This is a genomic window from Streptomyces sp. NPDC088097 (assembly GCF_044741845.1).
Classification (GTDB): Bacteria; Actinomycetota; Actinomycetes; order Streptomycetales; family Streptomycetaceae; genus Streptomyces.
In genome coordinates, this window is sequence record NZ_JBIUTJ010000002.1 from 286,603 (window position 1) to 311,396 (window position 24,794).

Genomic DNA, 24,794 nt, shown 5'->3' on the forward strand with positions numbered 1-24,794 from the left:
GTGGGCCGGCAGGATGGGGGGATGGAACGTGTGCTGGGGATCGGTGGACACTTCATGCGGGCCGCCGATCCGGCGGCCCTGAGCGCCTGGTACCGGGATTGCCTGGGACTCGACGCGGACGAGTACGGCCTGTGGCGGCAGGAGGCCGGGCCGACGGTGTTCGCGACGTTCGAGTCCGGGACGGACTACTTCGGCTCCCGCGCCCAGCAGACCATGCTCAACTTCCGGGTCCGGGATCTGGACGCGATGCTGGCGCAGCTGCGGGCCAAGGGGGCGGACGTCGCCGAGGGGACGCAGGACATGGAGGGGGTCGGCCGATTCGGCTGGGTCACCGACCCCGAGGGCCATCGGGTCGAGCTGTGGCAGCCCGCCTGACCCGAGGGCGGCGAGAGCCCGGATCCGGTGGGCGCGGCCGTGGCGGTCCGGGAGGGGCCGGGTGTATCCGGCACGAGTGGGTAGGCGCGGCAGTGTAAGCCGTAGGTCGTATCCGAAGGCCGACTCGTCGGGGTGTGCCGGGAGGACCCGCCCCGGGTTCGGCGTGTGGTGGTTAGGCAGGCAGAAATGACACTCACAGCAAAATGCGGTGCTCGGTCGGTCGATGCCGGCCCGCCCGGGCCGCCCCTCTCCGCGTTCCCTCCGCCCGGGACCGTCGCCCGCGCCCGCGAGGTGGCGGCCGGGATCCTGGAGGACTCCGGCCTCTCACCCGGCGACCGCCTCGTGGCGGACGCCCTGCTGGTCACCTCCGAGCTGGTCACCAACGCCATACGCCATGGGGGAGGCCTGACCGCCTTCCGGGCCGAGGTCCGCGACGGAGCCTTCCGCGTACTGGTGGCCGACCGGAATCCCGATCCGCCCGTCACCCGGGTCGGCCCGACCGTCGGATGCGTCGGCGGCTACGGGTGGCGGCTGGTCCACACCCTCGCCAGCCATGTCACGGTGACGCTGCACGCGGCGGGCAAGCACATCACCGCGACCCTCCTGCCCGCCCCTGCTCCCGCACCCGCCTGACCGGGGCAGGAGGGCCTTGGCCCGGGGCGGCACATGAGGGGCCCGGCGGGTCAGACCGGCGCCGAGTCCCCGGACGGCGTCGCCCGCGCGTCGTGTGCGGCCCGCGCCGGCCGTGACGGCGGCAGGGCCCGAGGGTCTGCGGCGGCCTCGGGGGCGCTGTAGGAGGAGACGAAGGTGAACGCGCGCGGGGACGGTCCGTGGGCCCGTAGGTCCGACAAGCGTTCCAGGCCCTCGGCGGCGGTCGGGAGGTGCCCGGCGGGGACCCACCAGAGCACCAAGTGCGCCTCGACGTGCCGCTCGAACCATTCGCGTCGGCGCCGCATCGCCTCCAGGTGCCCGCTGCGGTAGGCGAAGTCCCACAGGGCCTCCCGGGACTCCCACACCGACAGGGTCACGATCACGTTCTCCCCCGCCGGGCGCAGGCCGGTGGCATCGGCCGCCCCCTCCTCCACCAGCCGCCACACGAAACCGGGCGCGCCGTCGGCAGCCGCGTTGACCGGGTCGAGCATCTCGACGAACGGCGCCATGCGCGGGTCGTCGAGGGGGTGGAGGAGCGTGGCGACGTTCAGCTGGGCGAGACGGGGAGGCAGGGGGAGAGGGCGTGGGACGGCGTGCGTGGATGCGGTCATGGCCTCATCCCAACACGTGCGGGTTTTCTATGTCAATGCTCATTGTTTTTAGAACTCTCCAGCACCACGCAGCACTGGCCCGGGCGGGCGTCCATGCGGGCGCGGACGGAGCCGTCCGCGCCGAGCATCCCCTCCAGCAGGGCGAGGTTCATGCCGCAGACCAGTGGCGGGAACAGTTCGGCGACGGCGTGGAAGGGGCAGTTGTGCATACGGACGATCCGAGCGGCCGGTTCGGCCGGTTCGGCCGGTCCGGCCGACTCGATCGCCTCGTCCCCCCGGCCCGCCCCGTCCGTTCCCTCGGCGGCCTCCAGGTGGGGTTCGTAGCCGCGGGCGGTCAGCATCTCCATGGCCTCTTCGAGCCCGCCGCAGGGCTCCGCCGAGCCGCGCAGTTCCTCGCCCCGGCGGCGCGCGGCGGCGCGGAGTCCGGCGTCGAGGCCGGCCTGCTCGGCGGCCTCGGCGAGCAGTTCGGCGGCGGTGCGGTAGTCGCGGGCGGGCAGCGACACCGCCCACTCGGCCCGGGTCCGCGTGTACACCTTGGCGGGGCGGCCGGCGCCCGGGCCCGAGCGGCCCGTCAGGCGGCGGCTGCCGCTCTCCAGGAGACCGACCTCGGTCAGTTTGTCCAGATGGTGCGCGGCGAGTGTCCGCGTCACCCCGACCGCCTCCGCGGCCTCGTTGCGGCCGACCTCGCGGCCCTGGGCCGCCACGTACTCGTACAGGCGGCGCCGGACGGGGTCCTGCAACGCCGCGATCACATCGATGTCCTCCACCCGGCCATTCTAGGAACAGCGCAGGTTGGAGATAGAAAGCCGGGCCGCCCACCGCCCAGCCCCACCGCCCCGCCCGCGACGTGACGGGTGGCGGCCGGCCCGGGCGGCCAGAGCTACGGCTACGGCTACGGCTGTGGCAGGTAGGCCTGCCGGGTCGCGCAGGTCCAGATCACCGGCTTCAACGTGCCCTTCGCGTTGACGGCCGCTCCGCCGACCCGGCCGTCATCGGCGACCGACGCGGCCGTGCTCGCCCGGTTCGGGGAGAGTCGCGGCAGGGCGAGCACCGGGCCGGTTCCCGGCCAGAGCTGCGCCTGGTCCGGAACGGCCTGCTCCTCCGGGTGGAACCTGGCGGTGCCGACGGAGACGCCGCTGTTCGGGCCGATCGCCTCGAAGGTCCCGTACGGGTGGGTGTTCAGCACGCCGGGGGAGGTGCCGGGCGCGCTGTACGGGGGAGCCCAGGTCCACGGCGTGAACCGGTAGCCGGGGCCGTACCGGTCGTAGCCCACGACGCGTCCGGCCTCGTCGAGGTCCTGTACGCGGCTCTCCTGGTCGGTCGGGGCCAGCGGCTTGGCCGGTCCGCCGTCGCCGGGCCAGATCACCGGGTACGTGCCCTGGTGGTGCGCGCCGGTCTCGGGGTCCTCGTAGTCCTGCCGGGCCATGCCCAGGACGTCGCCCCCGTTGTTGACGGCGGTGACCAGATCGAGGCGGGTGCCCGGCCCGGCGTCCCCCGGGAGCGGCAGCTCGCGCACCCTGAGGCCGTCCTTCCAGACGAGGCCCACGCCCGCCCGGTCGCGCGAGACGACGTACCCGGCGTCGTTGACGTCGGCGTCACCGTACGCGTAGTCGCTCCCCGGCAGCCGGGTGATCGCCGGGGCGCCCGCCCGGTAGGTGAACACGTACCCGTCGGCGCCAAGCACCCGGCCCACCATCAGGCCGCCCTTGTTCGCGGCGACCAGCTCGCCCCGGGCGTCGGCCGTGGGCAGCGGGACCCTGTGGAGCGTGGCGCCGGTCCAGAACACGGGCCGCGCACCGGAGACGCCCACGGAGAGCCTGCCCGCGCCGAGGGCGAGGACGCCCTCGGTCTGCGGGTTGCCCGGGTCGTAGGCGGAGGTGCCGAGCGAGCCCAGTACCTGGATCTTGGGCGCGCAGCCGGCGGCGGCCGAGGCCGGGCCCGCCGTGGTGACGACTCCTGCCAGGACGACGACGGCGGCGGCCAGGCGCACGCCGCTTCTCACGGGTGTGTGGTTCACGATGCGAGTCCCCCTGTGGTGTGTGGTGCGTACGCGGCCCCGGGGGTGGTCTTCCCCGGGCGTGCGCGATCCCCCTGTGTCTCATGTGCCCTGTGGCAGCGGCCCGTTGAGCGTATCCGGCGGCGCCCCGTTCACCGAGGGTGCGCCGGTGTGGAGGTCCCGCACCGCGTCGGGCTCCATCGGTTCCGCCGACGGGCCGACCGGGCGGGGTAGGTTGGTCGGGTGATCGACTTTCTGCGGGGCGCTCCGATCGAGGGCGACCTCGACGTCGTGTGGCACGCGGGGTGGCCCTTCCCGAAGCGCGACCCCGCCCCGGAGATCCAGGTCCACGCGTACACCGAACACACGGTGATCCTGCGGCAGAACAAATCCGTGCACTACGAGGCGCCCTTCCTCTTCCTCCTCTTCGGAGACGAGCGCGCCCTGCTGCTCGACACCGGGGCGAGCGCCGACGCCGCCCACTTCCCGCTGAGGGAGACCGTCGACCGCCTCGTCGACGACTGGCTGGCCCGCCACCCGCGGCCCGGGGCGCCCGGGTACGGGCTGCTCGTCGCCCACACCCACGGGCACGGCGACCACGTCGCGGCGGACGGACAGTTCGCGGACCGGCCCCTCACCACGGTCGTCGGCGCCAGCCTGGAGGAGGTCACGGCCCACTTCGGGCTGACGAACTGGCCGCACGACCTCGGCACGCTCGACCTGGGCGGCCGGGTCGTCGACCTGATCCCCGGCCCCGGACACCAGCGGGCCGCGCTGGTCCTCCACGACCGCCACACCGGGCTGCTGCTGACCGGAGACTCCCTCTACCCGGGCCGGCTCTACGTCGAGGACCGCGCGGCGTACTCGGCCACCGTGGACCGTCTGCTGGACTTCTGCGCCGCCCGTCCGGTCCGCCACGTCCTCGGCTGCCACATCGAGATGACCACCACACCGGGCCGGGACTACCCGCGCGGCACCACCCACCAGCCGGACGAGCCCCCGCTCCCACTCGCCGTCGAGGACGTGCGCGCCCTGCGCCGCGCGCTGGACGAGACGGCCGGGCGCGGGGGGACCCACGCCTACGACCGCTTCGTGCTGGTCTACGAGGACTGACCGCAGGACCGACCGCAGGATCGACCGGAGGGCCGACCGCGGGACCGGCCGACCACCGCGCCCCTCAGTCGTGCGTCGACTCCCGCGCGGAGTCGGTCAGTTGGCGTTCGGCGGTGTCCAGCAGCATGTCCAGGGCGACCGGGTAGGCGCTGTGGGGCATGCGGGCGGCCAGCAGTCCGGCGGTGGCGGCGATGTGCGGGTACGCGTCGGCCGGCAGTCGCGCGTACGTCGACCCCCACCGCTCCTCGTCCGACGCGCGCGCCTTCGCCGTCAGCGCGAGGGACCCCGCGTCGAGCGCCGCGAAGGCCAGGCACTGGTCGATGTAGGCGTGGTAGACGCGTACGGCGTCCACGTCCGCGAACCCCGCCCCGCGCAGGCAGCCGAGGATCGCCTCGTCGGCCGCGATCTCGCGGGGCCGGCCGGTCACCCGGCTCGCGGTCAGCACGGCGGCCTGCGGGTGGGCGAGGTAGGCGCCGTGGATGCGGAGCCCGAGGCGGCGCAGGTCCTCGCGCCACCGACCGGTCGGGACCCAGCCCGCGAGCGCCCGGCCGATCAGCTCCTCGCCGATCGCCAGGGTGAGGCCGTCCATGCCGTCGAAGTACCGGTACAGGGTGCTGGGGTCCGCGCCCAGCGCGGCACCGAGGCGCCGGGCCGACAGGCCGGCGCTGCCGTGCTCGGCCACCATCCGCAGTGCCGTCTCGACGATCAGGCGCTCCGAGAGCACCGTTCCCCGCCGGGTCGGCCGTCGCCGCCGGCGGGCCTCCTCGGGAACCACGTCCTTGGCCATCACCACTGCTCCTCACGCCGGTCCTCCCGGCCCGTCGTCTTATGCCAACACCATTGACCTTAACTCGGAGCGGAGGGTTCCATCAGCCCCCTGAGGCGCACGCCTCACCGAGAAAGGACCTCGCCATGCGTGTTCTGCTTGTGGGTGCCGGCGGTGTCGGGAGCGCGATCACCAAGATCGCCGCCCGCCGTGACTTCTTCGACCACTTCGTCGTCGCCGACTACGACCCGGCCCGGGCGCGGGCCGCCGTGGCGGCCCTGGGCGACGAGGAGCGACGGTTCAGCGCCTGCGCCGTCGACGCCTCCGACGAGGAGGCGGTCACCCGGCTGCTCACCGAGCGCGGGTGCGACGTCCTGATGAACGCCACCGACCCCCGCTTCGTGATGCCCCTGTTCAACGCGGCGCTGGCGGCCGGCAGCCACTACCTCGACATGGCCATGTCGCTCTCCCGTCCGCACCCCGACGACCCGCACCGCGCGTGCGGGGTGAAGCTGGGCGACGAGCAGTTCGAACGGGCCGCGCAGTGGGAGGAGTCGGGCCGCCTCGCGCTCGTCGGCATGGGTGTCGAGCCCGGACTCTCGGACGTCTTCGCCCGCTACGCGGCCGACGAACTCTTCGACGAGATCGAGGAGATCGGCATCCGCGACGGCGCGAACCTGACCGTCGAGGGCCATGACTTCGCCCCCTCCTTCAACATCTGGACGACGATCGAGGAGTGCCTCAACCCGCCGGTCGTCTACGAGCGCGAGCGCGGCTGGTTCACCACCGAGCCGTTCAGCGAGCCGGAGGTCTTCGACTTCCCCGAGGGCATAGGCCCCGTGGAGTGCGTCAACGTCGAACACGAGGAGGTCCTGTTGGTCCCGCGCTGGGTCGGAGCCCGCCGCGTCACCTTCAAGTACGGTCTCGGCGACGACTTCATCGGCAAGCTCAAGACCCTGCACGCCCTGGGCCTGGACTCCACCGTCCCCGTCACGGTCCGCGGCGAGGACGGCCCCGTCCGCGTCTCGCCCCGCGACGTGGTCGCCGCCTGCCTGCCCGACCCGGCGACGCTGGGGGAGCGGATGACCGGGAAGACCTGCGCCGGCACCTGGGTCACGGGCACCAAGGACGGCCGGCCCCGCGAGGTCTACCTCTACCACGTGGTCGACAACCAGTGGTCGATGCGCGAGTACGGCTCCCAGGCCGTCGTCTGGCAGACCGCCGTCAACCCCGTGGTGGCCCTCGAACTGCTCGCCACCGGCGTCTGGTCCGGGGCCGGCGTGCTGGGCCCCGAGGCCCTGCCCCCGCGGCCGTTCCTCGACCTCCTCACCGCGTACGGCTCCCCCTGGGCCCTGCGCGAACAGACCCCGGCCCGGGACCGCTGACCCCGCCCCGGCCCAGCTCCGGCCCAGCCCCGGCCCCGCCCCGGACCCGCCCCGACCCCAGCCCGGGACCGTCGCGGTCGGGATGCTCCCCCAATGCGCCCCCGTCGATGCTCCCGTCACGTGAGTTCGGGACCGAAAACAGGTGACTTCACCCGGATTCATGTCGTTCCTAGGGTGGGATGGCAAGCAAGCGGGAGCATGCGCCGTGTACCGGAGACCGGTGCGGCGTCGAGGGAGTCGTCTTGGCCAGTCACGATCCGATCGAACGCCCTGCGGAGCCGTCGTACAGCGCGTTCCGCGCGTCGGGAGCCCAGCAGCGGATGTACTTCCTCCAGCAGATGGAGGAGGGCAGGCCGACCTACCACATGCCGGTCTTCCACAGCCTCGAAGGACCCGTGGACGAGACCGCGCTCCGCGCGTGCGCCCAGGGGCTGCTCGACCGGCACGAGGCGTTGCGCACCCGGTTCGTCCTGCGGGACGGCGAACTGTGGCAGCACATCGACACGGAGGCCGCGCTCGCCTGGTCCTCCGGCACGGCGCGCGGACAGCGGGACGTCGAGGAGTGGACGGCCGCGGAACACCACCGGACCTTCGACCTGGAGTCCGGCCCGCTCTTCCGGGTGGCCCTGCTGCACACGGCCGAGGGCGCCGTCCTCGCGCTCGCCATGCACCACATCGTCGCCGACGGCTGGTCCGTCGGGATCCTCCTCCGTGAACTCCTCGCCTCCTACGCGCGTTACACCGACGCGCCGGGGCCGGCCGCCTTCGAGGAGGCCCCGGACTACCAGTACGCCGACTTCTCCGAATGGCAGGGGGAGTGGCTGGAGGGCGCGGTCGCCGCGCGGCAACTCGCATACTGGGAATCGCGGTTGGGCGGGGAGCTGCCCGACGCTCCGCTGCCCCGGGACGGCCGTCCCGGGGCCGGAGCGGCCCGCGGCGCGGCCGCGCTGCACTCCTTCGAGGTGCCCGCCCCGGTGCTCGCCCGGATCGAGCGGCTGTGCCGCGACACCCACAGCACCCCCTACACGGTGATGCTGGCCGCCTTCCAGATCGTCCTGGGCCGCTACACGGGCACCGAGGACGTCCTGGTCGGGACGCCGGTGGCCAACCGGAACCGCAAGGAGTTCCACGACACCGTCGGCCTGTTCGTCAACACCCTGGTGATCCGCGCCGACCTGTCCGACGACCCCGCCTTCCGGGTCCACCTGGAACGCGTACGGGACACCGTGCTCGATGCGCAGGACCACCAGGACCTGCCCTTCGAGCGGATCGTCGACCGCCTCACCCCGGGGCGCACCGGCGAGGACGCGTCCCTCTTCCGGGTCATGTTCGGCCTGCACGACGAGGACGACATGACCGCCGGCCTGCCCGGCCCGCGCGCCCGACTGCTCGAAGGGCCCGCCGGAACGGCCAAGTTCGACCTGACCTTCGACGTCGTACGTGGCGACGGCGCACTGGGCTGCCGGCTGGAGTACCGGGCCGACCTCTTCGACGCGGCCACCGTCGAGCGGTTCGGCCGGCACTTCGCGCGCCTGCTGGACGCCGCCACAGCCGACCCCGAACTGCCCCTGAGCGCACTGCCGATGCTGTCGACCGAGGAGCGCGGCGGCATCGGCTCCCCGCTCCCGCCCCGCACCGCCCTTGCGCAGGAGTCCGGGCCGGCCGGCTGCGTACACGAGGCCTTCGCCGGCCACGCCGCCCGCACCCCCGAGGCGGTCGCCCTCGTCCACGAGGGAACCTCCCTCACCTACCGCGAGCTCGACACGCGGGCGAACCGGCTCGCCCACCGGCTGCGCGCCCTCGGCGTGGGCCCCGACACCCTCGTCGGACTCTGCCTGCCCCGCTCCGCCGACCTCGTCGTCGGCCTGCTCGGCATCCTGAAGGCGGGCGGCGCGTATCTCCCCCTCGACCCCGACAACCCGCCCGAGCGGCTGCGCCACATCATCGGCGACGCCCGACTGCGGCACGTCGTGGCCACGACCGCCACCCGGTCCCTGTGGGACGCGCCCGAGGCACACACCGCCGACCCGGACGCCGCCGATCCGGCCGCGCCCGCCCCGCACACCGTCGACCTGCTCGCCGACGCCGAGCTGCTCGCCGCCGAGCCGGACACCGCCCCCGAGTCCGGCGTGAGCCCGGACCACCTGGCCTACGCCATCTACACCTCCGGCTCCACCGGCCTCCCCAAGGGCACCCTCGTGCCCCACTCCAACGTCACCCGACTGTTCTCCGCCACCGACCACTGGTTCGGCTTCGGCCCCCGGGACGTGTGGACCCTCTTCCACTCCATCGCCTTCGACTTCTCCGTCTGGGAACTCTGGGGAGCACTCGCCCACGGCGGACGCCTCGTCGTCGTGCCGTACGCGACGAGCCGCTCACCCGAGGAGTTTCACCGGCTGCTGCGCGCCGAGCGGGTCACCGTCCTCAACCAGACCCCCTCCGCCTTCTACCAGTTGGCCCGCGCCGACGAGGAACACCACCGGGAGGCCGGTCCGGCCGGGTCCCTGCCGAGCCTGCGCCACGTGGTCTTCGGCGGCGAGGCCCTCGACGTCGCCGCCCTCGCCGGCTGGTTCGCCCGGCACGGCGACACCGCGCCCCGCCTCGTCAACATGTACGGCATCACCGAGACCACCGTGCACGTCACCTACCGGCCGCTGAGCGCCCGCGACGCGGAGGAGGGCCGGGGCAGCGTCATCGGCGTCCCCATCCCCGACCTGCGCCTGCACCTCCTCGACGCCCGGGGCCGGACCGTCCCGCGCGGAGCCGTGGGGGAGCTGTACGTGGGCGGAGCGGGCCTGGCCCGCGGCTACCTTCGCCGGCCCGAACTCACCGCCGAGCGCTTCCCCGTCCTCACCCCCGACCCGCTCGCCGACGCGCCGGCCGCCGCCCCCGGCGGCGAGCGGCTGTACCGCACCGGCGACTTGGCGCGGGCGCTGCCCGACGGCGACCTCGAGTACCTCGGCCGCATCGACCACCAGGTCAAGCTGCGCGGCTTCCGGATAGAACTGGGCGAGGTCGAGGCGGCCCTCGCCGCCCACCCCCTCGTCGACGCCGCGGTCGCGCTGGTCGCACCGGACCCCGCGGGCCTGGACGTCCTCGTCGGCTACCTGGCCGTCACGGGGGCCGAGGACGGCGCGGGCCCCACCGTGGAGGAGATGCGCGCCCACCTCGCGCTGCGGCTGCCCGGCTACATGATCCCCGGCGCCTTCGTCACCCTCCCCGCCTTCCCGCTGACCGCCAACGGCAAGACCGACCGCCGCCGCCTGCCCGCCCCGGGCACGTCCGCCCGTACGCCCACCGCCGCCTACGAAGCCCCCCGAGGGCCGGTCGAGACCGCCCTCGCCGAGGTCTTCGGGCAGGTGCTCGGACACGAGCGGGTCGGCGCCCTGGACAACTGGTTCGCGCTCGGCGGGGACTCCATCCGCTCCCTCCAGGTGCTGGCCCGGGCCCGCGAACGCGGCCTGGACCTCACCGTCGCCGACCTCATGCGCCGCCAGACGGCCCGCGCCCTCGCCCCGGCGGTCGTACCGTTCGACCCGACCGGACGGCGACCGGCCTACGAGCCCTTCTCGCTGCTCGTCCCCGAGGACCGCGCCGCGCTGCCCGAAGGCCTGGAGGACGCCTACCCGATGACCCGGCTCCAGGCCGGGATGCTCTACCACAGCGACCTCCCGTCGGCCGGTGGCCGCGTCTACCACAACGTGGCCTCCTACCTGGTCGAGGCGCCCTTCTCGCAGGACGCCTGGCGGACCACCGTCGACGTCCTCGCGGCCCGGCACGAGATGCTGCGCACCTCCTTCGATCCCCACGGGTTCACCGAGCCCCTCCAGCTCGTCCACCGCGGCGCCCGTCCGGAGATCACCTTCGAGGACCTCCACGGGCTCGATCCCGAGGCCCGGCGCACCGCCGTCGCCGCCCGCTACGCCGCCGAGCGCGAACGCCCCTTCGCCTGGGACCGACCCCCGCTGATCCGCTTCCACGTCCAGCGGCTCTCCGACACACGGCTCCAGCTCTTCGTCTCCGAACACCACGCCGTCCTCGACGGCTGGAGCGAACGCTCCCTCCTCACCGAACTGGCCTCCTGCTACACCGAGGCGCTCGCCGCCCCGACCCCCGCGGACGGGCCCTCCCCGGACGCCGGCCCCCGCTCCCGGTTCGCCTCCTTCGTCGCCCTCGAACAGGCCGCCCTGGCCGATCCCGACCAGCGCGCCTACTGGACCGGCCGGACCGCCGACGCCCCCGCGACCCGGCTGCCGCGCCCGGCGGCGACCGGCGGCCCCGCCCTGATGTCCTGGCACCTCGCACCGCTGCCCGAGGGGCTGCACGCCCGGCTCGCCGCGCTGGCCGCCGAGTGCGGCGTACCGCTGCGCACCGTGCTGCTCGCCGCCCACCTGCGGGTCACGGCCCTGCTGGGCGGCACGGACGAGGTCACCACCGGAGTGGTCCACAACGGCCGGACCGAGGAGACCGACGGGGACAAGGTCGTCGGGGCCTTCCTGAACACCCTCCCGTTGCGCGTCGCCGTCACCGGACTCAGCTGGCGCGCGCTCGTCGCGCACGTCGCCGACCTGGAGGCGGAACTGCACGCCCACCGCCGCTTCCCCCTCGCCGAGATCCAACGCCTGTCCGGGGGCGGCCCGCTCTTCGAGACCTTCTTCAACTACACCCACTTCCACGTCGAGCGGGACGGACCGCCCGCAGGCGCCTTCACGGTGCTGGAGGAGACCGGCGAGGCCGGCACCGACTTCGCCTTCGGGGCGGAGTTCTCCCGCAGCCCCGACGGAGCCCTCCTCGAACTCGGACTGCGCTTCGACGCGGCCCAGTTCTCCACCGGGCAGATGGAGACGGCGCACGCCTCCTACACGGCCGCCCTGGGCGACCTGGTCGAGACCCCCGACCGCGACTGCACGGCCGCCGACCTGCTGCCCGAGGCCGAACACCGCCGCTACGCCGAGTGGAACCGGACCGACGTCGACTATCCGCAGGACCACGTCCTGACCCGGCTGATCGACGCCCGGCGCGACCGGACCCCCGACGCCCCCGCCGTCCGCTTCGAGGGCGCGGAGCTGACCTACCGCGAACTCGACGCCGGGGCCGAGCGGCTGTGCGCGGCGCTGCGGGAACGGGGCGCCGCCCCGGGGACCTTCGTCGGACTGCTGCTGGAACGCTCCCTGGACCTGCCCGTCGTCCTGCTGGCCGTCCTGAAGTCCGGCGCCGCCTACGTACCGCTGGACCCCGAGCACCCGGAGCCGCGCGTACGGTCCCTGCTGGCGGAGTCCGGCATCGCCCTGGTGGTGGCCGACGGCGCGTGGGCGCAGCGGCTGGAGGGCTCCGAGATCACGGTCGTGCGCCCCGCTGCCACCGCGACCGGCCCCACGGGCCCCGCCCCGGGCCCCGCGCCCGCCGATCCGGCCTACATGATCTTCACCTCGGGATCCACCGGCAAGCCCAAGGGCGTCGTGGTGTCGCACCGCGCCATCGCCAACCGGCTGCTGTGGATGCAGGAGGAGTACGGGCTGACCCCCGGGGAGCGGGTGCTGCACAAGACGCCCTACACCTTCGACGTCTCCGTGTGGGAGCTGTTCTGGCCCCTGCTCACCGGCGCCACCCTGGTCCTCGCCCGCCCCGGCGGCCAGCGCGACCCCGGCTACCTCGCCGACCTGATCCACGACGAGGGCGTCACCACGGTCCACTTCGTCCCGTCCATGCTCAGCGTGTTCCTCGAAGACCCCTCGGCCCCGGTCCGGGCGAGCGGCCTCACCCGGGTGGTGTGCAGTGGCGAGGCCCTGCCGTACGAGGTCCAGCGCAGGTTCTTCGAGCGCCTGCCCGGCGTCGAACTGCACAACCTCTACGGGCCCACCGAGGCGGCCGTCGACGTCACGTACTGGCGGTGCCGGCCCGACGCCGGCGACACCGTGCCCATCGGCAGGCCCATCGCCAACATGCGCACCCACGTGCTGGACCGGCGCCTGGCGGAGGTCCCCCTGGGCGTGACCGGGGAACTGTTCCTCGAAGGCGTCGGCCTCGCCGACGGCTACCACGGCCGGCCCGAACTGACGGCCGAGCGGTTCGTCGAGCACACCGGACACGACGGCGTCACCCGCCGCCTCTACCGGACCGGCGATCTCGCCCGCCACCGTCTCGACGGGGCCCTGGAGTACGCGGGCCGCACCGACCACCAGCTCAAGATCCGCGGGTTCCGAGTCGAGCCCGGGGAGATCGAAGCGGTCCTCGCCGAACACCCCGGCGTACGCGACTGCGCGGTCCTGCCCCGGGGCGAACGCCTCGTCGGCTACGTCGTCCCCGTCCCGGCCGGCCGGGACGCCGGGCACGCCGCCGGGCCCGAGGGCTTCGGCGGACCGGAACCGGCCGAGCTGGCCCGCCACGCGAGGGAGCGGCTCCCCGAGTACATGGTCCCCTCCGCCTGGGTGCGCCTGGAAGCCCTGCCGCTGACCGCCAACGGCAAACTGGACCGCGCCGCCCTGCCCGACCCGGACCCGACGGACCTGCGCGGCGGGGTCGCACCGACGCCGCCCCGTGACGGCCTCGAATCCCGCCTCGCCGGGATCTGGGAGCAGCTCCTCGGCGCCGGCCCGGTCGGCGTCCACGACGACTTCTTCGCGTCCGGCGGACACTCCATCGACGCCCTGCGCCTGATCGGCAGGATCAACCTGGCCTTCGACGAACGCCTCGCGGTATCGGCCGTCATGGAACACCCGACCGTCGCCCGGCAGGCCGCCGTGCTGCGCACCCGCCACGCGGGGACGGCCCCGGACCCGGTGGTCCGCATCCGGCCCGAGGGCACGCTCGACCCGCTCTTCCTCGTGCACCCGATCGGCGGGAACGTCTTCTGCTACCGGAGCCTGGCCGCCGAACTGGACTCAGGGCGACCGGTGTTCGGGCTAACGGCGCCGGGGCTGACCGCGCCCGACCCGGCGTCCGACGCCACCGTGGAGGAGCTGGCCGCCGCCCACCTGGAAGCCCTGCGCCGGATCCGCCCGGCCGGCCCCTACCACCTGGCCGGCTGGTCCTTCGGCGGCCTCCTCGCCTGGGAGATGGCGGTCCGACTGCGGGCCGCCGGCGAGGAGGTGGCCACCCTCACCCTGCTGGACACCGGCTACCCGGAGTCCGACGGGGTCCCCGCCGACGAGTGCGCCCTGCCGGCGTGGTTCCACGAGGACCTGGCCCGCTCCGCCGGCTTCGACCCGTCACCGGAGGCCACGTCGGCCCTGCGGAGCGCCCTGCGGGCGGCGGGCGACACCCCGTCGAGGCTCGCCGTCCTCGCCGAGCGGGTGGAACACGACGGGTTCGCCCCCGGACTGGACCCCCTCGACCTCGCCCGGCACTACGCGGTGTTCCGCACCGGGATCCGCGCGGCCGCCGCGTACGAGCCCTCCACGGCCCCCTGCCCGGTCCTGTTCCTCCAGAGCGAGACCGGGGCGCGGGAACACGCCGCCGACCGCTGGGCGGCGCGGGCCGGCGCCGGCCTCACCCGCCACGACGTCGCCACCGACCACTACGGCCTGATGCGACCGCCGCACACCACCGGGGCCGCCGCCCTCCTGAGCGCCCGCCTCGCCGCGGCCGACCACCGCTGAGACGGACGCCCCGGACCGGGGCGCCCGCGGCGCCCGCAGCGCCCCTCCCCTTCCCGCGCCGCGCGTCGACGAGGCGTGCGCCGACGCACCCCGCACCAGAACAGGAACGGAACACCACGTGACGAGCGACACCCCGGGGCCCGCCCCCGAGCTCAGCGGCCGCATCCGCGGCGGCCCCGACGAACTCCTCCACGACGAGGTGCTCGCCCCGCAGTTCAGGTTCGAGTCCCGTCACCTGCTGCGCCACTACGTCTCCATCGAGAAGACCCTGGCCGCCGAGTACGTCCGCATGGACCTGATCACCGCCCAGGAGGCCCACCGCATCGCCGCCCTGCTGGACTCCGTCGGGCCCGACACCCTCAGCGCGCAGCCCGGCGCCAACATGTCGGACATCGCCTTCGCCCTCGAACGGCACGTCGAGGCGGGCCTGCCGCACCCGGTCACGCACTGGCACGTCGACCGCAGCCGCAACGACCTCCAGGCCTGCGCCCAGGTGATGTACGGACGCGATCAGCTCACCCGCTTCGCCGGGGCGCTCCTCGAACTGGGCCGCGTCGTGCACCGGTTGGCCGAGGAGACCTGCGACCTGCCCATGCCCGGCTACACCCACTTCCAGGCCGCCCAGGTCATCACCCCCGGCTTCCACCTCGCCGCGCTCTCCGAGCACCTGCTGCACACCCAGGCCCGGTTGCTGCACGCCTACGACGGCATCGACACCTGCCCGCTCGGCGCCGGAGCCATGGCCGGACAGGAACTGCCCTGGGACCGCGACCGGATGGCGCGCCTGCTCGGCTTCTCCCGGCCCCAGCCGCACGCCCTGACCGCCGTGGCCTCGCGCCGCTGGAGCGCCGAACTCACCGCGGAGCTGAGCCTGCTGGGCACCACCCTGAGCCGGTTCACCACCGACCTCCTGACCTGGGGCGGCAGCGAGTACGGCTTCATCGAACTGCCCGACGAGCTGTCCGGCATCTCCTCCGCGATGCCGCAGAAGAAGAACTACCCCGTCCTGGAACGGATCCGGGGCCGCACCGCGCACCTCACGGCCTTCCACTTCGACGTGCTCCTCGGCCAGCGAAACACCCCCTTCTGCAACCTCGTCGAGGTGTCCAAGGAGGCCGGCACCCACCTGCTGAACGCCTTCGACTCGGCCCACGGCACCGTCCGCCTCCTCACCGAGGTGCTGCGCCGCCTGACCTTCCGCGCCGACCGCATGCGCCGGGTCTGCGCCCGCGAGTTCCTCGGAGGCTTCAGCCTCGCCAACGCCCTCTGCCTGACCGAGGAGGTGCCCTGGCGCACCGCCCAGGTCATCGCGGGCAAGTACGTCGTCCTGGCGGCGGCGGCCGACGCCGCCCCCGCGCCGGGCGAGCCCGCCCTGCTGGCGCAGGCCGCCGCCGGCCACGGCATCACCCTCACCGACCCCGCCCGACTCCTCGCCGAGGCCTTCGACGTCGACCGGGGCCTGGAGCGCATGGTGTCCGCCGGTTCGGCCCGCCCCGACGCCGTGCGCGCGCTCCTGAACACGCAGCGGGAGGCGTACGAACAGCTCGCCGCCGACTGGGAGTCGCGTGCCGCGACGATCCGCGCGGGAGCCGAGGAGGGCGACCGCGCCCTGTCCGGCGGGCCCGCCACCGGCCGTGCCGGTACCGGCGGCCGGACCGAGACCGAGGGGGAGGACGGCGATGGCGCCCGCACCCGCGTACAGCACGCGCACTGACGGCGCGCCGGTCGGCGCACCCGCCTCCGGCAGCGCCTTCGGGACCTTCGGCGAGCTGCTCCAGGGCGCCCTGCCCCACCCGCAGGGGGACTTCCTGGTCACCTTCCCCCTCGCCCGCTGGGCCACCGCCGTGTTCCACCCCATGCCCGGACGCCGGGACGTCCGGGTGCGGCCCGCCCACAAGGCCAAGTCCCGCCGCGTGGCCGAAGCCGTACTGGCCGCCCTCGGCGCTCCGGACGGCGGGCTGCTGGAGGTGGCCGGGGACCTGCCCGAGGGCAAGGGCCTCGCCAGCTCCTCCGCCGACCTCGTCGCCACCGTACGGGCCGTGGGAGCCGCCCACGGCCGGGCCTTCACCCCGGCCGAGACGGAGGACTTCCTGCGGGGCATCGAACCGGCCGACGGGGTCATGTACGACGAGATCGTCGCCTTCCACCACCGGGACGTCCGCCTGGGCCGCCGCCTCGGCGTGCTGCCCCCGCTCGCCGTCGTCGCCCACGACGAGGGCGGCCAGGTGGACACCGTCGCGCACAACCGGGGTGCCCGGACCATCGACGCCGAGGCCCGGGAGGAGTACGCGCTCCTGCTGGAGCGCCTCACCGAGGCCGTGGCCCTCGGCGACCTCCACGGGGTCGGCGCCGTCTCCACCCGCAGCGCCGAGATGAACGCCCACCGCCGGCGGCGCGCCGGGTTCGCCGAACTGCGCGCCCTGTGCCGCGAGGTCGACGGCCTGGGCCTGGTGCTCGCCCACAGCGGCACCATGCTCGGCGTCCTCCTGGAGGCCCACGACCCGGCCCTGGCCGGCAAGACCGAGCACATCCGGGCCGGCTGCGCCGCCCTCGGCGGCGAGGTCTCCGTCCACCGCTCCCTGGGCGCCGGCGACAGCTGGAGCCCCCAGGTCGCGCCCGTCCGTCCCCTCGACTTGGAGATCTGACCATGCTGTTCGACACCGTGACGGACGCGATCGGCGCGACCCCGCTGGTCCGGCTGCGCCTGGGCGAGGCCCGCGGCGTGGAGGTGTACGCCAAGCTGGAGTTGCAGAACCTCTTCGCCATGAAGGACCGCGTCGCCCGCAACATCCTGATGGAGGCCCGACGGCTGGGCACCCTGCGTCCGGGCGCGCCCGTCATCGAGAGTTCCTCGGGGACCATGGCCCTCGGCGTCGCCCTCGTCGGGCGCTCACTGGGCCACGAGGTCCACATCGTCACCGACCCGCGCATCGACCCCGTCACCCTCGCCAAACTCCGCGCCCTGGGCTGCCGGGTGCACGTCGTCCAGGCCATGACCAGCCACGGCTGGCAGAGCGCCCGACTGGAGCGGCTCGCCGAACTCCTCGAAGAACTGCCCGGCGCCTTCTGGCCGCAGCAGTACACCAACCCGGACAACCCCGGCGCCTACCGCACCCTCGCCGGTGAACTCCTCGACGACCTGGGCCGGTTCGACACCCTGGTCGGCGCCGTCGGCAGCGGCGGCTCCCTGTGCGGGACCGCCCGAGCGCTGCGCGAGAGCCTGCCGGCCCTGCACGTGGTCGGCGTCGACTGCGTGGGCAGCGCCCTCTTCGGCCAACCCGACGTACCGCAAAGGCTGCAGAGCGGGCTGGGCAACAGCCTGCTGCCCAAGAACCTGGACCGCACCCTCGTCGACGAGGTGCACTGGCTCAACGACCACGAGGCGTTCGCCGCGACCTGGGACCTCGCCCGCGAGCAGCAGATCTTCGGCGGCAACACCTCGGGCTCCGTCTACCGGGTCCTCACCGACCTCGCCGAGCGCGCCGAACCCGGCACCCGGATCGTCGGCATCCTGCCCGACCGCGGCGACCGCTACGCCGACACCGTCTACAACGAGGAGCACTGGGACGCGCACTCCCTGCGCGAGGTGCCCACCGCGAGCGCCCCGGCCGACCTCGGCCCCGACGGGACCGCCCGGACCTGGTCCAGCCTCGCCTACAGCCCGCCCGCCGGGATCCGCAGGCACCTGCTGTTCGTGGAGTCCAACACCACCGGCACCGGGATGCTCGCCCTGGAGGGCGCCCGCGAACTGGGCGTCGTGCCCGTCCTGTTGACCGGAGACCCCGACCGCTACCGGGGGCTGGAGGCCACCGGCGCCGAGGTCGTGCGCTGCGACACCAACTCCGACGCCGCCCTGCGCGCCGCCGTCCAGGAGCGGTTCCGCCGCGAGGAGATCGCGGGCGTCACCACCACCAGCGACTTCTACGTACCGGCCGCCGCCCGCCTGGCCCGGTGGCTCGTCCTGCCCGGCAACCCGCCCGAGGCGGTGACCGTCTGCCGCGACAAGTCCGCCCTGCGCGAGACCCTGCGGGCCGCGGGGGTCCGCCAGCCCCGGTACGCCCTCGTCCGCGACCCGGCCGAGGTCGCGGACGCCGTCGCCCGCACCGGACTGCCCTGCGTGGTCAAGCCGGCCGACGACTCCGGGTCCACCAACGTCCTGCTCTGCGCCGACGAGGCGCAGGCGCGGGCCCACGCGGAGCGGATCCTCGCGATCGACACCAACGTGCGGGGGATGCCGACGGCCCGCACCGTCCTGGTCGAGGAGTACCTGGACGCCCCGGAGTACAGCGTCGAGATGTTCAGCCGGGACGGGCACGCCGAGTGCGTCGGCATCACCGCCAAGTCGGTGACCGCGACCCCGTACTTCGTCGAGCACCGCCACCTGTTCCCCGCGCCGTTGCCGACCGCCACCGCCCAACGGATCACCGAGACGGTGACGGCGGCCCTGGACGCGGCCGGAATCCGGCTGGGGGCCACCCACACCGAGGTCAAGCTGACCGCCGACGGGCCCTCCCTCATCGAGATCAACCCCCGCCCGGCCGGCGGCATGATCCCCGAACTGATCCGGCTCGCCACCGGGGTCGACCTCCTCGGGGAGCAGCTCCGCGCCGCCCTCGACCTGCCTTCGGACCTCAAGCCCGAGCCGGGCGGCCACGCCGGGATCCAGTTCCTCCTCGCCGACGCCGACGGAGTCCTCACGGCCGCCCACGGCGTCCGGGACGCCGCCGCCGTCGCCGGAGTCGAGTCGGTGCTGGTCACCGCCGCCCCCGGCGCCTCCGTCCGCAGGCCCCGCAGCGCCTCCGACCGGCTCGGGCACGTGATCGCCCGCCACCCGGACCCCGAGGGGGTGCACGCGGCCCTCGACGCGGCCCGCGCCCTGGTCCGCCTCGACGTCGAGGCCCCGTCCCGCGCCTGACCCGCGCCACCGAACCCGCCACCGAACCCGCCACCGATCACGTGGCCGTACGACCGTACGGCCGCACCCCGACCCGTGAGGTGACCCACCATGAGCAACCCCTTCGAGAACGACGACGCCGCCTACGTCGTGGTCCGCAACGACGAGCTCCAGCACTCCCTGTGGCCCGCCGGCAACGCCGTCCCGGCCGGCTGGAGCGTCGTGCACGGCCCCGACGGCCGCCAGGCCTGCCTGGACCACGTCGAGCGGGTCTGGACCGACATGCGCCCCGCGTCCCTGGTGGCCGCCCTCGCCGGGACCGCGCCCCGTGGCTGACCACCCCCGCCGCTCCGAGCCCTCCGACGAGACCGGGCACGCGGCCGGGACCGGGCGCGCGGCCGACGTCGACCCCGTACGGACCCTGCGCGCCCTCTTCGCCGACGTCCTCGGCCTCACCGACGTCGATCCGGCCCACAGCTTCACCGGGCTGGGCGGGGACAGCATCCAGGCGATCCAGGTCGTCAGTCGGGCCCGCACGGCCGGACTCGCCGTCAGCACCCGCGACGTGCTCCGCGCCGAGAGCGTGCACGCGCTCGCCGCCGCCGCCCTCGCCCAGGCCCGGGTGCGGGACGGCGCCGGACCGCTCGCGCCCCCGCGCCGCCTCGGCCCGCTGGCGCCCACGCCCATCATGGGCTGGCTCGGCGAACTCGGCGGCCCCGTCGACACGTACAACCAGTCGCTCGTCCTGCGCACCCCGCCCGGCTTCGGGGCCGCGGCGGCCGAACGCACCGTCCAGGCCCTGCTCGACACCCACGAGGCGCTCCGCCTGAGGCTGCCCGACGGCATCGGCGCGCCCGGCGCCGAGGCCTTCGTCCCGCCCGCCGGCTCCGTGACCGCGGCGGAGCTGCTGGAACACGTCGACGCCCACGGGGTCGACGACGAGGAACTGCCGGCCCTGGCCCGGGAGCGGATGCGCGCGGCCCGTCGGCTCCTCTCGCCCCGCGACGGCCGCGTGCTGCGCGCCGTACACCTCGACCGGGGAGCCGGGCGACAGGGCCGGCTCGCGCTCGTCGTCCACCACCTCGTCGTGGACGGCGTCTCCTGGCGGATCCTCCAGGACGACCTGCGGGCCTGCTGGACGGCGCTCGCCGAGGGCCGCGAACCCGCGCTGGAACCGGCCCACACCCCCTTCGCGCACTGGGCCGACCTGCTGCGCGCCGAGGCCACCTCCGGCCGCCGCACCGCCGAGGCGGGCCGCTGGGCCGCCGCCCTGCGCGCGGCCCCGTACCCGCTGGCCGGAGTGCGGGCGCCCGGCGGCCTCGACCCCGAGAGCGCGGACAACACCCTCACCCTCACCCTGGGTCCCGAGGTGACGGGCCCCCTGCTCACCACCGCGCCCGGCCTCGTCAACGGCACTGTCAACGACGTCCTGCTGACCGCCCTCGCCCTGGCCGTGCTCGGCCGGCGCCGCGCGGACGGGAAGGCGGGCACGGACGAGGAGGGCGCCGTCCTCGTCGACGTCGAGGGCCACGGCCGGGAGGACGTCGTCGACGGCCTGGACCTGTCGCGCACCGTCGGCTGGTTCACCACCGTCTTCCCCGTCCGCCTCGCCCTCGGCCGCCCCGACCTCGACGAGGCCCGCGCCGGCGGACCCGCCGTCGGCGCCGCCCTGCGCCTGGTCAAGGAGGAACTGCGCGCCGTACCGGACAAGGGGATCGGCTTCGGACTGCTGCGCCACCTCAACTCCCGCACCGCGGCCGACCTCGCCGCGCGCGGCGTCCCCGAGATCGGCTTCAACTACCTCGGCCGGTTCCCCATGGGCGGCGACGCCCCCTGGGACGCCGCACCCGGGCACGCCTTCGCCCTCGACGACGCCGACGAAGGACTCCCGATGGCCCACGCCGTCGAGGTCAACGCGGCCGCCCACGAGGGCCCGGACGGCCTCACCCTCAGCGCGACCTGGACCTGGGCCGGCAACGCCTTCCCGGCCGAGCGCGTACGCGACCTCGCGCACGAGTGGTTCACCATGCTGCGCGCCGTCGCCCTGCACGCCGCACGCCCGGACGCGGGCGGACTGACCCCCTCCGACGTATCCCTCACCCAGGTCAGCCAGGCCGACCTCGACACCTTCGAATCCCAGCTCGGAGCCCTGCTGTGATCCCTCTCTCCCACGCCCAGCAGCGGCTGTGGTTCCACGCCCGCGACGGAGCCGACGGCGCGCTCTACCACATCCCCGCCGGACTGAGCCTGCACGGAGTCCTCGACCGACCCGCACTCGCCGCCGCCCTCGCGGACGTGAGCGGGCGCCACGAAGCCTTGCGCACCGTCTTCCCGGAGGAGGCGGGCAGCCCCCACCAGCGGGTACTGGACGCCGCCGACGCCGTCCCCCCGCTCACCGTCACCACCTGCCCGCCCGACGAACGCGCCGCGCGGGCCGCGGAGGCCGCCGCCCGCCCCTTCGACCTGGCCGCCGAACCGCCCCTGCGCGCCGCCCTCTTCACCGACGGCGACCAGGACCACTACCTGCTCCTGGTCCTGCACCACATCGCGGGCGACGGCCACTCCCTGAACGTCCTGGTCCGCGACCTCGCCGCCGCCTACACGGCCCGGCTCTCCGGCCTGCCGCCCCGGTGGCCCGAACTGACCGTCCAGTACCCGGACTACGCCCTGTGGCAGCGCGAGGTCCTCGGCCGGGCCCAGGACCCCGACTCGCTGCACGCGCGGTTGCTCGGCCACTGGGCGGAGGTCCTCGACGGCCTGCCCGAGGAGTTGGCGCTGCCCGCCGACCGGCCCCGCCCGGCCGTCGCCGGGCACCGGGGCGCCCTGGTGGAGACCCGCACCGACGCCGCCGTCCACGCCGGCCTCGCCGCGCTGGCCCGGGGCGCCCGGGCCACCCCGTTCATGGCCGTCCAGGCCGCCTTCGCGACCCTGCTCACCCGCCTCGGCGCCGGCACCGACCTGCCGCTCGGCTGCCCCGTCGACGGGCGCGAGGACGAAGCCCTCACCGACCTCGTCGGCCTCTTCGTCAACACCCTGATCGTGCGCGCCGACACCTCGGGAGACCCCACCTTCACGGAGGTGCTCGCCCGGGTGCGCTCCGCCGCCCTGGACACGTACGCCCACCAGGAGCTGCCCTTCGAATCCCTGGTCGAACGCCTCAACCCGGCCCGCTCGCCCTCCCGCCACCCGCTCTTCCAGGTCGCCGTCTCCGCCCAGCGCGCGGAGACCGACGCACCCTCCTTCACGGGGCTGCGGGCGCGGCTGGAAGCGGTGCGCACCGACACCGCCAAGTTCGACCTCACCCTGGAGGTCGAGGAGCTCCACGACCCGGTCACCGGCGAGCCCGGGGGCCTGGCCCTCGGCCTGGAGTACGCGAGCGACCTGTTCGACGGGGCCACGGCCCGGCGCCTGCTGGACCGGCTCGTCCACCTGATCGGCGCCGTCGTCCGCGCCCCCCACACCCCGATCGCCGCGCTCGACGTCCTGCTGCCCGGCGAGCGCGCCGACCTCCTGGAGCACTGGCAGGGCGCCCCCGTCGACGCCGACACCCGCACCGTCCACGAGGCGTTCGCGGAGCGGGCCGCCGCCCACCCCGACCGGCCCGCCGTGCGCTGCGCGGGCCACGAGACCACGTACGCCGAACTCGACGCCCGGGCCGACCGGATCGCCGGGCGGCTGCGGACCCTCGGCGTGCGCCCGGGCGAGGTCGTCGCCGTACGGATGGACCGCTCGGCCGACCTCGTCGCCGCCTGCCTGGGCATCCTCAAGGCCGGCGCCGCCTACCTGCCGCTGGACGCCCGCGCCCCCCGCGCCCGTACCGAGGCCGTGATCGCCGGAGCCGGGGCGGCGGTCCTCGTCACCGACGCCCCCGAAGCGGAGCCCCTGCCGGCGGGCCCGCGCCACGTCCTGCGCCCGGACGACGCCGACCCCACCGCGCCCGCCGACCCGACCGCGCCCGACGCGCCCACCACGGCGGCCGCCCCGGCGGGGCACCCGGACGCGCTCGCCTACCTGATGTACACCTCCGGCTCCACCGGCGCCCCCAAGGGCGTGGCCGTGGCCCACCGCGAGGTCGTCGCCCTCGCCACCGACCGGCGCTGGCGGGGCGGCGCGCACGAGCGGGTCCTGTTCCGCTCCCCGCACGCCTTCGACGCCTCCACGTACGAAATGTGGGTGCCGCTCCTGAACGGCGGCCTCGTCGTCGTGGCCCCGCCCGGCGACCTCGACGTCGAGGGGCTGGCCCGGCTGATGGCCGAGGAAGGGGTCACCGGCACCTTCCTGACCGCCACCCTCTTCAACGTCCTCGCCGACCGCCACCCGGCCGAACTCGGCTCGCTGCGCGAGGTGATGACCGGTGGGGAGGCCGCCTCCCCGTCCATGGTCCGCCGGGTTCGCGAGGCCTGCCCCGACACCACGGTCACCAACGCCTACGGCCCCACCGAGACCACCACCTTCGCCGCGACCCACGCCCTCGCGCCCGGCGCGCGGGCACCCCAGGGGTCGGTCCCGATCGGCCGCCCGCTCGACGGCACGCGCCTGCACGTCCTCGACGAGCGGCTCGGCCTCGTGGCGCCCGGGGTCACCGGCGAGCTGTACATCGCGGGCGCCGGACTCGCGCGGGGCTACGTCGACCGCGCCGCGCTGACCGCGGAACGCTTCGTGGCCTGCCCGTATGGCCCCCCGGGCGCCCGCATGTACCGCACCGGCGACCTCGCCCGCTGGAACACCGACGGACGGGTCGAGTACCTCGGCCGCGCCGACCGCCAGGTCAAGATCCGCGGACTGCGCATCGAGCCCGGCGAGATCGAGCACGCCCTCGCCGCCCACCCGGCCGTGGGCCAGGCCGCCGTCACCGTCGTGGACACGGCTGCCGGTCCCGCGCTGGCGGGCTACGCGGTCCCCGCCGAGGGCGCCCCCGCACCCACCGCGCACGCACTGCGCGAGCACCTGCGCACCCGGCTGCCCGACTACATGGTGCCCACCACGATCACCCTGCTCGACGCCTTCCCCGTCACGGCCAACGGCAAGACCGACACGGTCGCCCTGCCCGCCCCGGACCCGGCGACGACGGGTGGCGCGGGCACCCACCAGGACCCGCGCACCGACGAGGAACGCGCCCTGTGCGCGATCTGGGAGCGGCTCCTGGGCCAGGAGGGCGTCGGCGTGCACGACGGCTTCTTCGACCTCGGCGGGCACTCCCTGCTCGCCACCCGACTGCTCGCGGAGGTCCGGGCCCGGTTCGGCGCCGTCGTCGGCATCCGCAGCTTCTTCACCGACCCCACCGTCGCCGGACTGGCCGCCGCGCTGACCGCCGCCCGGGCCGACGGCGCGATCGACGCCGCCGCGCAGGAGCCGCCGATCGTCCGCCGCGCCCGCCGCACCCAGTCCGCCTGACCACAGAAGGA

15 protein-coding genes are annotated in these 24,794 nt (G+C 74.9%); 11 read left to right on the forward strand and 4 right to left on the reverse strand.

Annotated features, from left to right (window positions below):
* Positions 1–21 precede the first annotated feature (21 nt).
* Together ACIOD1_RS07350 and ACIOD1_RS07355 are read left to right on the forward strand one after the other, a co-directional pair.
* On the forward strand, positions 22–375 hold the full coding sequence (locus tag ACIOD1_RS07350; protein WP_365617469.1) for a VOC family protein: 354 nt from the start codon (positions 22–24) through the stop codon (positions 373–375).
* 186 nt (positions 376–561) lie between these two features.
* Entirely contained in the window at positions 562–1,008 is a 447-nt protein-coding gene (locus tag ACIOD1_RS07355) for an ATP-binding protein (protein WP_401900819.1), read from the forward strand.
* Between the two features lie 50 nt (positions 1,009–1,058).
* Here ACIOD1_RS07355 and ACIOD1_RS07360 read toward each other — a convergent pair whose 3' ends face one another.
* The 3 genes from ACIOD1_RS07360 to ACIOD1_RS07370 all read right to left on the reverse strand — a co-directional run bounded on the left by ACIOD1_RS07360 (position 1,059) and on the right by ACIOD1_RS07370 (position 3,639).
* Entirely contained in the window at positions 1,059–1,637 is a 579-nt protein-coding gene (locus tag ACIOD1_RS07360; RefSeq protein WP_401900821.1) for a DUF3291 domain-containing protein, read from the reverse strand.
* 32 nt (positions 1,638–1,669) lie between these two features.
* A complete protein-coding gene (locus ACIOD1_RS07365; protein WP_401900824.1) occupies positions 1,670–2,404 on the reverse strand; it encodes a helix-turn-helix transcriptional regulator in 735 nt (244 codons plus the stop codon).
* 125 nt (positions 2,405–2,529) lie between these two features.
* Positions 2,530–3,639, reverse strand: coding sequence for a hypothetical protein (locus tag ACIOD1_RS07370; protein ID WP_401900826.1), 1,110 nt, complete (start codon positions 3,637–3,639; stop codon positions 2,530–2,532).
* Positions 3,640–3,876: 237 nt separating this feature from the next.
* Between ACIOD1_RS07370 and ACIOD1_RS07375 the strand changes: the two genes are divergently transcribed.
* Positions 3,877–4,746, forward strand: coding sequence for an MBL fold metallo-hydrolase (locus ACIOD1_RS07375; protein WP_401900828.1), 870 nt, complete (start codon positions 3,877–3,879; stop codon positions 4,744–4,746).
* A gap of 64 nt (positions 4,747–4,810) precedes the next feature.
* On the opposite strand, the gene ACIOD1_RS07380 is transcribed toward ACIOD1_RS07375, so the two are convergent.
* Positions 4,811–5,533 (reverse strand): TetR/AcrR family transcriptional regulator, encoded by a 723-nt coding sequence (locus ACIOD1_RS07380; RefSeq protein ID WP_365617459.1) that lies wholly within the window; start codon positions 5,531–5,533, stop codon positions 4,811–4,813.
* Positions 5,534–5,658: 125 nt separating this feature from the next.
* Here ACIOD1_RS07380 and ACIOD1_RS07385 point away from each other — a divergent pair, with 125 nt between their 5' ends.
* The 8 genes from ACIOD1_RS07385 to ACIOD1_RS07420 all read left to right on the forward strand — a co-directional run bounded on the left by ACIOD1_RS07385 (position 5,659) and on the right by ACIOD1_RS07420 (position 24,783).
* Positions 5,659–6,897: a saccharopine dehydrogenase family protein gene (locus ACIOD1_RS07385; protein WP_401900831.1), complete on the forward strand. Its 1,239-nt coding sequence runs from the start codon at positions 5,659–5,661 to the stop codon at positions 6,895–6,897.
* 242 nt (positions 6,898–7,139) lie between these two features.
* Entirely contained in the window at positions 7,140–14,495 is a 7,356-nt protein-coding gene (locus ACIOD1_RS07390) for an amino acid adenylation domain-containing protein (protein ID WP_401900833.1), read from the forward strand.
* A gap of 118 nt (positions 14,496–14,613) precedes the next feature.
* Entirely contained in the window at positions 14,614–16,209 is a 1,596-nt protein-coding gene (locus ACIOD1_RS07395; protein WP_365617455.1) for a lyase family protein, read from the forward strand.
* On the forward strand, positions 16,175–17,140 hold the full coding sequence (locus ACIOD1_RS07400) for a kinase (RefSeq protein ID WP_365617454.1): 966 nt from the start codon (positions 16,175–16,177) through the stop codon (positions 17,138–17,140). The genes ACIOD1_RS07395 and ACIOD1_RS07400 overlap by 35 nt, the downstream gene beginning before the upstream one ends.
* Positions 17,141–17,142: 2 nt before the next feature.
* Positions 17,143–19,410 (forward strand): pyridoxal-phosphate dependent enzyme, encoded by a 2,268-nt coding sequence (locus ACIOD1_RS07405; RefSeq protein ID WP_365617452.1) that lies wholly within the window; start codon positions 17,143–17,145, stop codon positions 19,408–19,410.
* 90 nt (positions 19,411–19,500) lie between these two features.
* Positions 19,501–19,725, forward strand: a complete 225-nt coding sequence (locus ACIOD1_RS07410) for an MbtH family protein (RefSeq protein WP_365617450.1) — start codon at positions 19,501–19,503, stop codon at positions 19,723–19,725.
* Positions 19,718–21,547, forward strand: coding sequence for a condensation domain-containing protein (locus ACIOD1_RS07415; RefSeq protein ID WP_401900836.1), 1,830 nt, complete (start codon positions 19,718–19,720; stop codon positions 21,545–21,547). Before ACIOD1_RS07410 ends, ACIOD1_RS07415 begins: the two co-directional genes overlap by 8 nt.
* Complete coding sequence (locus ACIOD1_RS07420) at positions 21,544–24,783, forward strand: amino acid adenylation domain-containing protein (RefSeq protein ID WP_401900837.1); 3,240 nt, start codon at positions 21,544–21,546, stop codon at positions 24,781–24,783. Before ACIOD1_RS07415 ends, ACIOD1_RS07420 begins: the two co-directional genes overlap by 4 nt.
* The last annotated feature ends 11 nt before the right edge of the window (positions 24,784–24,794 follow it).

Bases quoted from the DNA above. Each gene is read 5' to 3' on its own strand.
- ACIOD1_RS07350 (WP_365617469.1), top strand. From the start codon at position 22: ATGGAACGTGTGCTGGGGATCGGTGGACACTTCATGCGGGCCGCCGAT.
- ACIOD1_RS07355 (WP_401900819.1), top strand. From the start codon at position 562: ATGACACTCACAGCAAAATGCGGTGCTCGGTCGGTCGATGCCGGCCCG.
- ACIOD1_RS07360 (WP_401900821.1), bottom strand. From the start codon at position 1,637: ATGACCGCATCCACGCACGCCGTCCCACGCCCTCTCCCCCTGCCTCCC.
- ACIOD1_RS07380 (WP_365617459.1), bottom strand. From the start codon at position 5,533: ATGGCCAAGGACGTGGTTCCCGAGGAGGCCCGCCGGCGGCGACGGCCG.
- ACIOD1_RS07385 (WP_401900831.1), top strand. From the start codon at position 5,659: ATGCGTGTTCTGCTTGTGGGTGCCGGCGGTGTCGGGAGCGCGATCACC.
- ACIOD1_RS07400 (WP_365617454.1), top strand. From the start codon at position 16,175: ATGGCGCCCGCACCCGCGTACAGCACGCGCACTGACGGCGCGCCGGTC.
- ACIOD1_RS07405 (WP_365617452.1), top strand. From the start codon at position 17,143: ATGCTGTTCGACACCGTGACGGACGCGATCGGCGCGACCCCGCTGGTC.
- ACIOD1_RS07410 (WP_365617450.1), top strand. From the start codon at position 19,501: ATGAGCAACCCCTTCGAGAACGACGACGCCGCCTACGTCGTGGTCCGC.